Genomic DNA, 14,474 nt, shown 5'->3' with positions numbered 1-14,474 from the left:
ATGGATCAGTTAGTATTAGAAAAACCAATTTACTTCTACGTCCTCATCGCCATTCCGGTGATAGTGGTGGGTTTTCTATTGCTTTTAGTTTGGAAAAAATCGATACAAAAAAAGTTTATCGATAAAGAACTATTAAAGAAATTAAGTCCAAACCGTTCTATTTTTAAATCGACTTTAAAAATATTCGTACTGTGTCTGGCGATAGCTTTATTGAGTGTGGCATTGGTAAATCCCAAAATTGGAACTAAATTAGAAACAATGAAACGCGAAGGTGTTGATATTGTTTTTGCTTTAGATGTTTCCAAAAGTATGCTTGTTGAAGATATTGCGCCCAATCGATTGGACAAATCTAAGCAACTCATTACTCAGATAATAAATGGTCTTGCTGGAGATAGAGTGGGAATTATTGGTTATGCAGGTAGCGCATTTCCGCAGGTGCCAATTACAACCGATTTTGGCTCGGCAAAACTTTTCTTAAACGGAATGAACACCGATATGGTTTCCTCTCAAGGTACTGCCATTACGCAGGCAATTGAAATGGCACAAACGTTCTACGACGATGAGAGCCAAACCAACCGAGTGATGTTCTTAGTTTCAGATGGAGAAGATCACGAGGGTAATATTGCTAAAATTGCTGAAGAGGCTGCAGAAAAAGGAATAAGAATTTTCCCTATTGGTGTAGGTACTATTGAAGGTGGACCAATTCCAATTAAAAAGAATGGAGTACTACAGTATTATCTTCGCGACAGAAATAATGAACAAGTTATAAGTCGATTAGGTCAAGAAACTCTTAAAAAGATAGCTCAAACTACTAATGGTGAGTATATTGATGGAGCCAATACAAAAGCTGTAGTAGATAGAGTAAAATCTATTTTAGGTGGAATGGATAAAAAGGAATTTGAAGCCAAACAATTCACAGATTTTAAAGATCAGTTTCAATGGTTTTTAGCTGGGGCACTATTTTTGCTGGTTTTAGATGTATTCTTTTTAGAAAGACAAACGGCTTGGCTTAAAAAATTGAATTTGTTTAATGAAAAGGAAAAACAATAAGATGATGTTTGTAGAAAGAACGTTTTTTCAGAATAATAAGATATTTAGAATTGTAATGATTCTATGTATATCTATTATTTCATTGAATTCATTTGCACAGCAGTCAAAAGAGCAAATAAAGGAACTTAAAGCTGCTCAGAATTATTTAAGTGAAGCGCAACAAATGCTTCAGAAAGAAAAATTTCCAGATGCAGAAGCAAATTATAGGCAAGCAATTTCATTAAACCCAAAAGATGAAACTGCCAAATACAACTTAGGTACTGCTTACTACGGAAAAGAAAAAAATGCAGAGGCAATGCTTCGTTTTAAACAAGCAGCAGTTACAGCTACGACCAAAGCTGAAAAGCATAGAGCTTTTCATAATTTAGGGAATACGTATATGAATGAAAAGAAATATACTGAAGCTGTAGAAAGTTATAAGAATGCACTTCGAAACAACCCTAACGACGATGAAACTCGTTATAATTTGGCATTGGCAAAAGATTTATTAGATAAAAATCCGCCACCACCAGAAGATCAAAACGATAAAAACGACGACAAGAAAAATCAGGATAACCAAGATAAACAAGACCAAGACGACAAAAATAAAGACGGCGATAAAGGCGACGAGGGCGACCAAAAAGACGATAAGGATAAAGGTGATCAGAAAGATAAAAAGGATGAAGGCGACAAAGATAAAGATGAAGGAAAGTCTGATAAACCTAAAGATTCGGAAGGAGATAAGCCACAACAGCAACAACCTGTTCCTGGTCAACTTTCTCCTCAGCAGGTAAAAAGTTTGTTGGAAGCAATGAATAACGAAGAGAAAAAGACGCAAGAAAAGATTAATGCTGAAAAGCAAAAAGGCGCCAAAGTGAAATCAGATAAAGACTGGTAGATTATGAAGACGAAGAGTTTGTTATTTCTTATAGGATTTGTGTTGTGTAGTATTGCTGCATCTGCACAGGTTCAATTTGATGCCAAGGTTAGTAAAAAAAGACTCGGAATTAATGAACGTTTACGAGTAGATTTTGAGATGAATCAAGATGGCGATAATTTTAGACCGCCTAATTTTGAAAACTTTAGAGTAGTTGGTGGTCCAAACCAATCTATTAGTAACTCTTGGATTAATGGAAAAAGGAGTTTTTCAAAAACATATTCATATTTTTTATCTCCTCAAACACGTGGAAATGTAACCATTGGTCAAGCAACGATTGAAATTGACGGAGAAACTTATAAAACGCTTCCAATAGAAGTTGAGGTTACTGCGGCTGTGGAAACTCCAAAAGATGGAAACAATGCCGATTATGTTGCGAGTGAGAATGTTCATTTAGTAGCCGAAGTTTCTAATGCTACACCATATTTAAATGAAGCCATTACGGTTACATACAAACTTTATGTTTCACACGATGTAAGTATCACTAGCCAATGGCGTGAAATCGACACCCCAAAATATGCCGATTTCTGGAGTCAGAATATTGATAACCAAAATAACTTTAAGGTTATGGAGGGGAAATATAACGGTCAAGATTATCGATATGTAATATTGCGAACTACCGTTTTATATCCTCAAAAAACTGGAAAATTAGACATTGAACCACTTACGTTAGACGTGCCAGTAGATGTTCAAGGAAACAGACGGGATATTTTTGGACGTAGAATAATGCAGCGAGTTAACAAAACAATTTCTGCAGGGAAAAGAACAATTGATGTTAAGCCGCTTCCTTTAGAAGGAAAACCAGATGGATTTAATGGGGCTGTTGGCGATTTTTCTTTTGAGGTGAACACAAATAAAACTTCTCTCAACGCAAACGAATCACTTGAGTTAGATTTAAAAGTTTCTGGAAATGGGAATTTAAAATTATTTACAATTCCTTCTGTAAAGCTGCCAAACACCTTAGAAGTTTATGAGCCTGAACACAGCGAAAATGTAAGAACTACAGTAGGAGGAATGCAAGGGTCTATTTCAAATGTTTATACTATAGTTCCTCAGTTTAAAGGAAGTTATCCTATAAACCCAATAAGTTTTTCATTTTTTGATCCTAAGACTGAAAAATATAAAACTATCACTTCCAAAGGATTTACTATCGAAGTAGAAAACGGCCCAGTTTCGGCTACAGCGCCTGTTGCTAGCGGTGGCGACACAAACAAACAAGTCGTTCTTTCAAAAGATAATTTTAAATACATCAAATTAGATGCTAATTTAAAGTCAAAATCGGAGAAGCCTTTCTTTAAATCAGCTTTGTTTTGGTCGTTGTTAGGGGGTCCATTTTTATTGATTCCACTATTTATTTTAGCGGGTAAAAAACGTAAAGAACGTTTAAGCGATGTTGAAGGTAATAAGTTGCGTCGTGCAAATAGACTTGCTAAAAAATACCTTTCGGAAGCAAAACGAAACACCTCCAATCCAACTGCATTTTACGAAGCTTTAGAACGTGCTTTACACAATTATCTTAAAGCTCAGTTGAACATCGAGACTTCCGAAATGGAAAAGAGTCTAATATCAAATATGATGTTAGAACGAAAGGTAGAAGCTCCAACAGTGGAAAACTTTATTGGACTACTGAAAAGTTGTGAATTTGCCCGTTACGCCTCTTCGTCTGAGGCTTCAGTACAACAAGATTACGCAAAGGCGGTAGAAGTGATTTCGAATATCGACAAACAAATTGTTTAATTAGGAAGGCTGAATTCAGAATTATGAAAACCAATATTTTAAATATAAATAGTTTATTTCAGAAGAAACTCTTCATTTTAACAATGATGTTCTTTCTTTCGTTTTCTGCATTTGCTCAAAATACAGCACTATTTGACCAAGGAAAAGAACTTTATAAAAATGGAAAGTATCAGCAGGCAATAAATGCTTGGATGCAAATTTTAGAGAGTGGACATCACTCTGCCGAGTTGTATTTCAATTTAGGAAATGCACAATATAAATTAAACCACATCGGACCGAGTGTGTATTATTACGAAAAAGCTTTACAGCTTGCACCAAACGATGCGGACATAAAAAACAATCTCGCTTTTGCTGAAAATGCACGAATTGACGCTATTGAACCACTACCAGAAACATTTTTTTCAAAATGGTATTCGAGTATAGCAGGAATTTTCACGTTTAATGGGTGGGCGATTCTTGCTGTGGTGTCTTCATTATCATTCGTAGCATTGTTTCTGTTATACTACTTTGCTTTTGCCGAAAAGAAAAAACGCCTGCTTTTTGCAAGTTCAATGTTTGCAGGATTATTTTTATTAGTCTCTTTAACAATGGCTTTTTTAACTTATGACGATTTCACAAAAAAGCAACCTGCAATTATTTTTGCAAGTGAAATTGAGGTAAAAACAGAACCAACAATGGGCAGCAATGTTGCTTTCGTTCTACACGAAGGCACAAAGGTTCAAATTTCTGCTAAGGATGGTAATTGGTATCGAATCACTTTAGCCGATGGAAAAGATGGTTGGATTCCTGCTTCAGACTTGAAACAATTATAAAATTTAGACTTACTTCTTATTGAATGCTATCTTCTTTTTCTTCAAAAGGAGAATTGATTTCTGGCATGTCAATATCTAATTCATCCACTTCTTTCAAGATGGCAGGAAGAATAGCCGGAGCTATTGATGCAACAGGTTCGTATAGGACCGAGGCTTCTCTTTGTTCCGGAGAAAGTATGCTATAATTTTCAGAAGCGTTTACAAACATAAAGATTACACTTATTAAGAAGGCAAATTTTAAAGCATTGAAAACCCCGCCAAAAAGCTTGTTAAAAATTCCCATCATTGCAAAATTGGCGACTTTTGTCAACACTCTTCCAAGTATGCTAAATACTAGCATTATCACCATAAAAGTGATTAAAAATGAAGCTAGACTAGTTAAATCATCACTCCAATCGAACCATCGCTCAACATATACCCTAGCGTAATCTGAAAAATACATAGCGCCATAAACACTTGCTACCAAACCAATTAATGATGCCAATGTTTTTAAGATTCCCTTTCTGAAACCCATAAAAAAGGCGATGATTAAAATAATTCCAACAACAATATCTATAGTATTCATATTTAAAAATTTTGATAAATATACAGTTTTCCAAATTCTGAATTCTGTATTCCTATTTCAGAATAGTAAAATGTATCTTTGCAGCTTAAATTATATATAATAAATGGCACGCGACGAACAATTAAAGGAAAGATGGGAGACTGTAGTGAGCATGTTGAGCAACCGCTTTGCAGATGGCGAAGTATTAGATCTTGATGCCATAATATACCTTGTTGGATTACAAGAGTTAGGTCAAATTCATAGAAGATTTAAAAAAGACGAAAAGTTAGACTTGATGCATATTGCAATTTGTCGACTTTTAGAGCCTTATGGATATTACGAATTTGATTATTTTGATGACCAAGGTTGGCCTCACTACCGTGTTTTGGAACAGCTTCCACCACTAAAAGCTGGTGAGCAAAGCGTTTTGATGAAAGAAGCTATTGTGCAATACTTTCTGGAAAAAGAAGTAATTGCATAATTCGTTTTTTAACAAAGATTATCACTAAAAGTACCAATTTAAAGATAGATTCTAGCAGTAAATAAATTATCTGAAAATGATAGAAACAGTAAAAAAACACATTGCCGAAGTACAAGCATTTTCTTCAACTAACAAAGAAGAAATAGAGAGCTTTCGTATAAAGTATTTAGGAAAGAAAGGACTTTTAAATGAGTTCTTCGCTGAGTTTAAAAATGTTCCAAACGAACAAAAAAAGGAGTTTGGCCAAATAATAAACACACTTAAAAATACAGCTCAAGAAAAAATAGATTCACTTAAGCAAGCCCTTGAAGACAGTGCAGAAGCTAAAGGTATTTATGGCGATCTTTCTCGACCAGGTGAGGCAATTCCATTAGGATCACGTCATCCTATTTCTATCGTTAAAAATAAGATTATTGATATATTCTTGCGCATTGGTTTCAACGTATCTGAAGGACCAGAAATTGAAGACGATTGGCATAACTTTACTGCTTTAAATTTACCAGAATATCACCCTGCTCGCGATATGCAGGATACTTTCTTTATCCAAACCAATCCAGATGTTTTGTTGCGCACGCACACTTCCTCTGTTCAGGTTAGGTATATGGAAGACAATAAACCGCCAATTCGTACTATTTCTCCGGGTCGTGTTTATAGAAATGAAGCAATTTCATCTCGCTCACATTGTTTCTTTCACCAGGTTGAAGGATTGTATGTGGATAAAAGCGTAAGTTTTGCGGATTTGAAACAAACTCTTCAATATTTCACAACAGAAATGTTCGGGAAGTCGAAAATTCGTCTTCGCCCATCATACTTCCCATTTACAGAGCCAAGTGCTGAGGTTGATGTATATTGGGGCCTAGAAACTGAAGCCGATCACAGAATTACAAAAGGTACAGGTTGGCTAGAAATTGGTGGCTGTGGGATGGTAGATCCAAACGTACTTAAAAATTGTGGTGTAGATCCTGAAGAGTATTCCGGATTTGCTTTTGGAGTAGGTGTAGATCGTATTGCAATGCTATTACACCAAATTCCAGATATTAGAATGTTTAGCGAAAACGACGTTCGCTTTTTAGAGCAGTTTAAAAGTGTTCTTTAAAAAAGACTAAGACCACTGTGCTTTGAGACATATGATTTTTAATACATAATTCCTACAAGGCGTCGTTTAGTATATTGACGATAAAGAAGATACCTTGTAAGTCTTATAAGAGTACCTTAAAATTTTAAAACCTTGTATTATGAAGAAATATCTTGTCATTGCCTTATTGGTCATTATTGCAATCGCTATTGCGTATCTAACTTTTGTAATTGCCTATATTAAAATAGTTGTTGGAGCCATTTTATTAGGTATATCTGCCATATCACTTTTGGCAGTATGGATAATGTGGAAAATTGAAGATTAATTATGCGAAAAGATATTGAAATACCTCAAGCAAAAAACATTAATATCGTTGCTGTAAAAGAATGGGACGAAGAGTTAGCTGCAGACTTGTGGACGGTTTATTTTGTAAATAACAAAGAAGAAGAAATCGATACTGTTTTAGTCATGTCACGTGGTAACACTGAAGACAAAACAACAACAACTTTACGTCGAAATTTAGGGAATGTTGCACCAAAATCATTCGCTAAAGTAGAATTCATTTCTGATGAGGTTTTAGGGTTTACTAACGAATATCTAGTTACATTTTTTGCTGAGAATAAGCTCTTTGAGCAAAAATTTGTTTTTGCCCCAAATAGTATATCTGATGAAAAATTAGAAGCTCTTCCTGTTTTCGAAAGTAAAGGGATTTTAGCTAATTAATTTCGGGATGCTTAGCGTTGAAATTGATTCATTTTCCTACACAGATAAAACCATTTTAAAGGATATTTATTTCACTTTAAAACCTGGAGAACATCTAAGTGTTATTGGGGAAAGTGGATGTGGTAAATCTACACTTTTACATCTTGTCTATGGTTTACTTCATTTAGATAAAGGAAGCATTTATTACAACGACAAAAAACTTCTAGGACCTACCAAAACTCTTATTCCTGGTGAGCCATTTATGAAATTGGTAGCACAGGAATTCAATATTATGCCGTTTACAACTGTTTCGGAAAACTTGGGTTCACACCTTTCTGGTCTTAATGAAGAAAAGGATACTGAAAGAATCGACGAGCTTCTTGAAGTGGTAGAAATGAAGGTGTTTAAAGACACTTTAGTGAAAAACCTAAGTGGAGGGCAAAAGCAGCGAGTAGCCTTGGCAAAAGCATTGGCAAACAAGCCAGAAATACTTCTACTTGATGAGCCCTTTAGCAATATTGATACTTTCAGAAAAAATAAATTGCAGCGAAAGATTTTTGGCTATCTAAAACAAAATAACATCAGCTGTATTACAGCCACCCATGATAGCGAAGAAGCACTGGCCTTTTCTACTGAAATTTTAATGCTTAACAAGGGTCAAGTTGAAATGAAAGGCGCTCCAGAGTTCATTTACAAAAACGTTGCAACAGAGTATCAAGCAGGTTTTTTTGGAGAAGCAAATTTACTTCCGAAAAATTTATTCAACGAAAGTGCATCTTCTGAAAAGATCATTGTTTTTCCGCACCAACTGCGATTATCTTCACAGAATACAAGTTTTAAAATAAGTGTTCAAAAAAGCTATTTTAAAGGCGATCATTATCTTATAGAAGGTGTTTGGAACAATCAAATAGTTTATTTTAAACACAATCAATCTATTGCAGTAGATACACTTGTAAACCTTTCCTATTACCTTTAAGTAAATTTTCTCGACAAGAGAACCCATTTTAGAACATAAATTAGGATAAAAGCTTTATTTTTAAGCAATGCTCCCTCAACTCTATAACAAATGAACTGGATTTTAATTGCCGAAATAGTTTATATAATTATAGTTCTCCTGGTATGTGTTCGGGTGGTTTACGACACACAAAACACAACAAAAACTCTCGCTTACCTTCTCGCTGTTATTTTATTACCTCTAGTTGGTATTATCATTTACTTTACCGTTGGTATTAATTACCGAAAACGGAAAATGTATAGCAAGAAAATTTTCAATAACCCTGAATTGGAAATGACAATGCGAGAAAGGATTCTAGAAACTTCACAAATTATTTTTAAAACGAGAAAAGAATCTGTAAAAAACTTTGAAAAGCTCGCTACTCTAATTCTCAATAAAAGTTTAAGTCCAATTTTTGAAGGTAATGATGTAACCTTATTGCTTAATGGGGAAAATAAATTTCCGCGTGTTATTGAGGCCTTAAAAAGCGCTAAAAACCATATTCATATTGAGTATTATATTTTTGAAGACGATGATATAAGTTGTCGGATTATCGACCTTTTAATTGAAAAAGCAAAAGAAGGTGTAGATGTAAGATTTATTTACGACGACTTTGGAAGTAGACCAATTCGGAAAAAACAAGTTCAAAGAATGCAAGCAGCTGGAATCCGTGTTTTTCCATTTTACAAAATAAAGCTCATCAGTTTTGCGAACAGAATAAATTACCGAAATCATCGAAAGATTATTGTTGTAGATGGAGTAGTAGGCTTTGTAGGAGGAATAAATGTTAGTGATAAATACGTTAATAATTCCAAAGACAAAAACAAGTTGTATTGGCGTGATACGCATTTACAAATTGAAGGTCCTATTGTAAAAAGCTTACAATATGTGTTTATGGGTGATTGGAATTATTGCTCTGGCGAAGCCTTAAAACCAACTAAAGTCTTTTTTCCTGATGATAGTACAATTCCTTCAAAAACAGATAAGGTTGTTCAAATAGCATTCAGTGGGCCAGATTCAGATTCCCCACTAATTCAACAAAGCTTGTTACAAGCAATCAGCTTAGCCAAAGAGGAGATACTTATTACCACACCTTATTTTATACCTGGTGATACTATTTTAGAAAGTTTAGTAATAGCGGCAGCAAGTGGCACTAAAGTCAATTTGTTAGTGCCAGGTATTTCAGATTCTAAATTTGTTAACTATGCAGCCCGGTCGTATTACGGACGTCTAATAAATGCAGGTGCAAATATTTATCGATATCAAAAAGGATTCGTACATGCTAAAACCATGGTTGTTGATAAACAACTTTCAATAGTTGGAACTGCAAATATGGACATCCGTAGTTTTGACCTTAATTTTGAAGTCAATGCAATAGTTTATGATAAAGAAATTGCAGAAGAACTTCACACTGCTTTCTACAATGATTTAAAAGATGCTATCGTTATTGATGCTAAAAAATGGAATGACCGATCTAACCTTACCCAAATTCTTGAAAAATTAGCGGGATTATTTTCACCACTGATGTAGGAATGAGATTAAACTGCCACAATCATTTTTCCTTTGTTTTTACCATCGAATAGGTCAATAAATGCCTTTGGAATATTGTCGAAACCTTCAACTATGGTTTCTAAATAATTTATTTTATCCTCTTCCATCCATTTAGCCAATTGTTTTTGAGCTGGCCCAAAATCTTTTACAAAATCCCTCACAGTAAAACCCTGCATTAAAAGACTGTTCTTGATAAGTTTGGTTTCAACTCTTGGCCCTTTTGGAGTTTTAGTTTCATTGTATAGTGAAATTGCACCACAGCATACCACGCGACCGTATTTATTCATATTTGCTAAAGCAGCATCCAAAATTTCCCCTCCAACGTTATCGAAGTAAACATCTACTCCATTCGGGCAAGCGTCGGCAATAGCTTTATGCATATTGTCTGTGGTTTTATAATTGATAGCCTTATCAAAGCCAAATTCTTCTTGTATTCGGTTTGTTTTTTCTTCACTACCCGCAATTCCAACAACATTACAACCTTTTATTTTTCCAATTTGGCCAACAACACTTCCTACGGCTCCAGCAGCTCCAGATACTAAAAGAGTTTCTCCTTTTTTAAGGTTTCCTATTTTTTCGAGCCCTAAATAAGCAGTTATTCCTGTAAGACCTAAAACACCTAAATACGCTTTTAAAGGCGCTTTATTTCGATCTACTTTATTTAAACCATTCCCGTTGGAAGTTTGAAATTGCTTCCATTTTAGCATCCCATTTACAAACTCGCCTTTTTTAAAATTTTTATTTTTAGACTCAACAACTTCAGCAATAATACCAGACTCTAATGGTTCATTAACTTTAAAAGGTTCGATATACGATTTCTCATCGCGCATTCTTCCACGTAAATAAGGATCTACGGATACGTATTTAATTTTTAATAACACTTCACCATCTTGAGCTTCAGGCATTGTTTCTTCTGTAAACCCAAAGTCATCTTGAGTAGGTTTACCAACTGGTCGTGACTTTAGAATTATAACTTTATTTTTCATTTTTCATAATTTTATAGATAATAGCTTAAAGTTAAGGTATTAACACGCATTTTCACTGTGAATAAGTTTATTTAATAAAAGAATAACAAAGTTTCTTTTCAGAAAAGAACAAACTTACGAGGCGTAGTCAATATCTTTGCAACTTGTGAATTTTAACTAATTGAAAACATCTCAAAACATAGTAAGGGAAACTCTTAAAGAACTTTCGGAATACTTTAAAAGTACCGATTTTTCTAAGGCTATATTATTGGGAATTGCTTTAACGATTCCAATTATAGTAGGGTTAAAACTCGACATGCTAGAAATTGGGATAACCATTACAGTAGGGGCGATGCTTGCTTCCCCAAGTGATGTAAGCGGAGGTATTCGACATAAGATAACAGGGATTCTTCTTGCTACTCTGTTATCGATGATAATTAGTTTTATAGGCGGCTACCTTCATCTTTCATTGTGGTTGTTATTTCCTGTTTTAGGAATTTTAATGTTTAGTATTTCCTACTTAGCTATTTATGGTTTTAGAGCATCGTTAATCAGTTTTTCTGGCTTGTTTGCTTTAGTACTTAGTTTTTCAAATATTTCTAACGATTTGCAACCTTATGAAAGAATGTTGCTTATCGGGGTTGGTGGACTTTGGTATGCTTCGCTTTCATTATTGCGACATTATATCTTTCCGAAAGCACCTACGGAATATTATCTTTCAAAAACAATTAAGCTAACAGCAGATTATTTACGCACCCGTGGCAATTTGGTTAAGGAAAAGAAAGATAGAACAGAGCTTTTAAAAAATCTTCTCCACCTTCAAACAGAACTTACCACAACGCACGAAACATTGCGAGAAATTTTAATTTCTTCTAGAAAAGGGTCAGGGAAGTCTGATTATGAGGGGAAGCGAATGCTAATATTCGCTCAGTTAATCGATATGCTCGAATTGGCAATGACCAATCCGGTGAATTACTCGAAAACAGACGAGTTGTTTAAAAAAAATCCGAAGCAATTAGAAGATTTTCAGGGCTTGTTGTTTGCAATGAGTGATAGGTTAGTGACTATCTCAGATTATCTTTCAAGACCTAAAAGACTCCCTAAAAGTACAACTATTGAATCCTATTTAGAATGTGTAAAGGAGGATGTATTTTCTTCTGAAGAGGTTTATGATGAAGATTCTTTAATGCTTAGAAACTTATATAAGTATCAAAAAGAACAGGTTAAAAAAATAGAAAAAATAGAGTGGTTGCTCAGTAATCCTGATCGTCGACAAATTCCATTTATCAAGCATGTATATGCCAAGCGATTTTTAACTAAAGAGAATTATGATTTTGAAGTTTTAGTAGAAAATTTCAATTTAAAATCTCCAATATTTAAACACTCTTTGCGCATTGCAGCGATGACGATGATAGGATATGGCGTAGGGATTATATTTAAAATTCAAAACCCATATTGGATTTTACTTACTTTAATAGTTATAATGCGTCCAACTTTTGGGCTTACCAAAACCCGCTCAATTGAACGTACAGTTGGTACTCTTATAGGTGGAATTATAGCTGTTGCAATTGTTTTAATCACACAAAACACCACTGTTTATGGTATCTTAGCAATTACTTCATTGATAATTGCTTTTTCGATGATACAGCGCAATTATCGTGCGTCTGCCACTTTTATTACCCTAAGTGTTGTTTTTATTTATGCATTATTACGCCCCGATACATTTAGCGTTATTCAGTTTAGAGTTATAGACACTGCAATAGGAGCAGGGTTGGCTACATTGGGGAATTTACTCCTTTGGCCCGCTTGGGAAATAGAAAGTATGCAAAAGACTTTGGTGAAATCTTTACATGCGAATCGAGTTTATCTAGAAGAAATAATTAGTTATTACAATACAAAAGGAGAGGTTTCTGATAAGTATAAAGTAGCTCGAAAAAAGGCGTTTTTAGAAATGTCCGATTTGAGTTCAGCTTTTCAACGAATGACACAAGAGCCAAAGTCTAAACAAAAGAACTTAGATAAGGTGTATGAAATTGCAATGCTTAACCATACATTTTTGTCGTCTTTAGCATCATTGAGCACTTATATTTTAAATAATCCAACTACTCCTGCAACAGATAATTTTAATAAGGTTTCTAACCGAATTGTTGAAAATTTAAAGTTTGCTGAGGCTATACTTACTTCAGAAAAATATTCTGAAATAAATCGGGAGCTTGTGGAACCTGAAGATATTTTTGAAGTTACTTATGGTAAAAGCATAAATCTTTCTGAGGTTGGTGGTTCAGAAAAAGACAAAAAGCTGGTTTCAGTACTCGAGGAAGAACATTTAATTCGGGAACAGCTTAAATGGTTGTTGGAAATGAGTAAAAAGATTCCTAAAGTGTTATCGGAAACTCAATTCTAGAAGAATTACAGGACTTTTTTAATTTTATAATTATTCCCATTTAAAGTAAAATTTTCTCCTTTTTGTTTTCCCGATAAAAGTTGTCCTACCGGTGAATTTAATGCAACACATAAATATTCTGTATTGTCTATGGTAACAGCGCCAATAGAAATACTGATAAAATAATTGAACTTATCTGTGTTGATTAAACTACCCAAACGAGCATAATCTGAAGTAGCTTTTATATCAATCTTTTTTAGAAGGTTGTCTAGCTTTTCGATTTCTTGTAATTGTCTTCCAGTATTTTCGCGATCAATCTGAAGCATTGCTCTAGCGGTTTCGTGTTTATCTCCGGCGCTACTTTTAGACTCATCAAATAATGATTCTTCAATATCGGCAATAGTTTGCTTTATTTTTAAAAACCTGGCCCCAACTTGATTTTGACAGTGGTGAAGCAACTCAGATTTAATTTCTAATGCTGTCATTTTTTCTTATTTTCTTTAACTTGTTTTTCTAAAGTAAACGGACCAAAATAGCGCATTTGTTTCATAATCCATTGTGTTCTTCTGCCTACGTACGATCCCGGAGGATTTGCGCTATAACGTTGCGGACTAGGTAAAATTGCAGCAATCCTTGCAGCCTGTTCTGTCGAGAGGTTTTTTGCTGACTTTTTAAACCAATACAGCGAAGCAGCCTCAGCTCCATATACTCCAGGCCCCATTTCAATACTATTTAAGTAAACTTCTAATATTCGTTCTTTATCCCAAATAGCCTCGATAAGGATGGTAAAATATGCTTCTAATCCTTTTCTAAACCAAGTTCGTCCTGGCCATAAAAATGCATTTTTAGCCGTTTGTTGAGAGATTGTACTTCCTCCGCGAAGTTTCTTTCCTTTTTCATTGCTTTCCATTGCCTTTTTAATGGCTTCTTGGTCAAAGCCATTATGACTTAAAAATGTTTGGTCCTCAGCACAAATTACCGCCAACTGTAAATATGGAGATATTTCTTCTATAGGAACCCAGTCGTGGCGCGTTTTGTAGTTTTCATCTCCTTCAATAGAGCGAATAGCCATTAAGGGTGTATAGGGCACAGGAATATATTTATAAAGTACTACCCAGAGAATTGAAAGTCCGAGAAAGCATAATAGGATTTTAAATAAGAATTTGAGTAGTTTTTTAATCATAAATTTTCTGTGTGCTTCTGATTGTTTTTTGTTGTTTCAGTATCTATTATTTTTTGCGAAGGTAGTTAGTACTATGCAATA

The 14,474-nt window shown here is 34.5% G+C and carries 15 protein-coding genes; 11 read left to right on the top strand and 4 right to left on the bottom strand.

What is annotated here, in order from left to right; all coding sequences use genetic code 11:
- Genes G3A46_RS00695 through G3A46_RS00680 form a run of 4 tightly spaced genes read left to right on the top strand, consistent with a single transcriptional unit; the run spans position 1 to position 4,515 of the window.
- Positions 1-1,050 (top strand): VWA domain-containing protein, encoded by a 1,050-nt coding sequence (locus G3A46_RS00695; RefSeq protein WP_165144831.1) that lies wholly within the window; start codon positions 1-3, stop codon positions 1,048-1,050.
- Positions 1,031-1,927, top strand: coding sequence for a tetratricopeptide repeat protein (locus G3A46_RS00690; protein ID WP_165144828.1), 897 nt, complete (start codon positions 1,031-1,033; stop codon positions 1,925-1,927). The genes G3A46_RS00695 and G3A46_RS00690 overlap by 20 nt, the downstream gene beginning before the upstream one ends.
- 3 nt (positions 1,928-1,930) lie before the next feature.
- Positions 1,931-3,703, top strand: a complete 1,773-nt coding sequence (locus tag G3A46_RS00685; protein ID WP_165144825.1) for a BatD family protein — start codon at positions 1,931-1,933, stop codon at positions 3,701-3,703.
- Positions 3,704-3,726: 23 nt separating this feature from the next.
- Complete coding sequence (locus G3A46_RS00680; protein ID WP_165144822.1) at positions 3,727-4,515, top strand: tetratricopeptide repeat protein; 789 nt, start codon at positions 3,727-3,729, stop codon at positions 4,513-4,515.
- A 16-nt stretch (positions 4,516-4,531) separates the two neighbouring features.
- Here the strand turns inward: G3A46_RS00680 and G3A46_RS00675 are convergent, their stop codons facing one another.
- Entirely contained in the window at positions 4,532-5,080 is a 549-nt protein-coding gene (locus G3A46_RS00675; RefSeq protein WP_165144819.1) for a CvpA family protein, read from the bottom strand.
- A gap of 103 nt (positions 5,081-5,183) precedes the next feature.
- Here G3A46_RS00675 and G3A46_RS00670 point away from each other — a divergent pair, with 103 nt between their 5' ends.
- From G3A46_RS00670 to cls, 6 genes are all read left to right on the top strand, one after another.
- The gene (locus G3A46_RS00670; protein WP_165144816.1) at positions 5,184-5,540 is read left to right on the top strand and encodes a hypothetical protein; all 357 of its coding nucleotides are present in this window, start codon (positions 5,184-5,186) and stop codon (positions 5,538-5,540) included.
- 76 nt (positions 5,541-5,616) lie between these two features.
- The gene (pheS, locus tag G3A46_RS00665) at positions 5,617-6,636 is read left to right on the top strand and encodes a phenylalanine--tRNA ligase subunit alpha (protein ID WP_165144813.1); all 1,020 of its coding nucleotides are present in this window, start codon (positions 5,617-5,619) and stop codon (positions 6,634-6,636) included.
- A gap of 139 nt (positions 6,637-6,775) precedes the next feature.
- Complete coding sequence (locus G3A46_RS00660) at positions 6,776-6,940, top strand: hypothetical protein (RefSeq protein ID WP_165144810.1); 165 nt, start codon at positions 6,776-6,778, stop codon at positions 6,938-6,940.
- 2 nt (positions 6,941-6,942) lie between these two features.
- Positions 6,943-7,338, top strand: coding sequence for a hypothetical protein (locus G3A46_RS00655; RefSeq protein ID WP_165144807.1), 396 nt, complete (start codon positions 6,943-6,945; stop codon positions 7,336-7,338).
- 7 nt (positions 7,339-7,345) lie between these two features.
- On the top strand, positions 7,346-8,293 hold the full coding sequence (locus tag G3A46_RS00650) for an ABC transporter ATP-binding protein (RefSeq protein ID WP_165144804.1): 948 nt from the start codon (positions 7,346-7,348) through the stop codon (positions 8,291-8,293).
- Positions 8,294-8,383: 90 nt separating this feature from the next.
- Positions 8,384-9,841, top strand: a complete 1,458-nt coding sequence (cls, locus tag G3A46_RS00645; protein WP_165144801.1) for a cardiolipin synthase — start codon at positions 8,384-8,386, stop codon at positions 9,839-9,841.
- An 8-nt stretch (positions 9,842-9,849) separates the two neighbouring features.
- Here cls and G3A46_RS00640 read toward each other — a convergent pair whose 3' ends face one another.
- On the bottom strand, positions 9,850-10,848 hold the full coding sequence (locus G3A46_RS00640) for an NADP-dependent oxidoreductase (protein ID WP_165144798.1): 999 nt from the start codon (positions 10,846-10,848) through the stop codon (positions 9,850-9,852).
- 160 nt (positions 10,849-11,008) lie between these two features.
- On the opposite strand from G3A46_RS00640, the gene G3A46_RS00635 reads away from it, so the two are divergent.
- Entirely contained in the window at positions 11,009-13,231 is a 2,223-nt protein-coding gene (locus tag G3A46_RS00635; RefSeq protein ID WP_165144795.1) for an FUSC family membrane protein, read from the top strand.
- A 5-nt stretch (positions 13,232-13,236) separates the two neighbouring features.
- Here the strand turns inward: G3A46_RS00635 and G3A46_RS00630 are convergent, their stop codons facing one another.
- Both G3A46_RS00630 and mtgA read right to left on the bottom strand, forming a co-directional pair.
- Positions 13,237-13,695, bottom strand: coding sequence for a 3-oxoacyl-ACP synthase (locus G3A46_RS00630; protein ID WP_165144792.1), 459 nt, complete (start codon positions 13,693-13,695; stop codon positions 13,237-13,239).
- Positions 13,692-14,393, bottom strand: coding sequence for a monofunctional biosynthetic peptidoglycan transglycosylase (mtgA, locus tag G3A46_RS00625; protein ID WP_165144789.1), 702 nt, complete (start codon positions 14,391-14,393; stop codon positions 13,692-13,694). Before mtgA ends, G3A46_RS00630 begins: the two co-directional genes overlap by 4 nt.
- Positions 14,394-14,474: the final 81 nt, after the last annotated feature.

The sequence above is a fragment of the Aequorivita sp. KMM 9714 genome, assembly GCF_011065475.1.
Classification (GTDB): Bacteria; Bacteroidota; Bacteroidia; order Flavobacteriales; family Flavobacteriaceae; genus Aequorivita; species Aequorivita sinensis.
This window is presented reverse-complemented; position numbering and strand designations above follow the sequence as displayed.